The sequence below is a fragment of the Streptomyces sp. AC627_RSS907 genome (assembly GCF_019049165.1).
Window position 1 is genome coordinate 1 of sequence record NZ_JAGMUE010001086.1, and the last position, 569, is coordinate 569.

The window sequence follows — 569 nt, forward strand, 5'->3', positions numbered from 1 at the left end:
GTGCACCGGCGCGTTAGGGCTGACGGCGTCCGCGCCGGCCAGGAAGTCGTCGTTCCGCTTCTCCAGGGTGTAACCCCCGCGCAGCGGCTTGGGCGCGCTCGATCGGCCGCAGCCGCGCAGGTCGTACAGCACGACGTGGAACCGGTCGGCCAGCCGCTTCGCGACCTCGCTCCACACCTCCTTGCTGTCCGGGAAGCCGTGCACCAACACGACGGTCGGCCGCTCACGGTCGCCCAGTTCGGCGACGCACAACTGCACGCCGCCGGTGCTGACCCAGCGCTCGGTCGCCCCGGCCAGCGCTCCCGTTGCCACCGTGCCCTGCGCACCGGTGCTCGATGCCACTGCGTTCGCCTCCATTCCGTCGGCCTCCACGGCCTTGTTCGCTTCCCTGATCCTGCTGATCGCCCGGGAGCCGCTGACCTTCGCGACGCCTCGCGCGCCCGTGCCGCCTCCGCTCGTCACGCCGTTACCACCGGTGCGGGCCCCGCCCGCGTCCACGCCGCCTCCACCGGTGCGGGCCCCGCCCGCGTCGCGGGATCGGCCCGTGAAGCCAACTCGCGGGCCCCGAC

1 protein-coding gene is annotated in these 569 nt (G+C 73.8%); it reads right to left on the reverse strand.

The features are described 5' to 3' along the window. Window positions 1–357: alpha/beta fold hydrolase (locus KUM32_RS40405; protein ID WP_217146676.1), on the reverse strand; the 357-nt coding region annotated here is incomplete at its 3' end. Window positions 358–569: the final 212 nt, after the last annotated feature.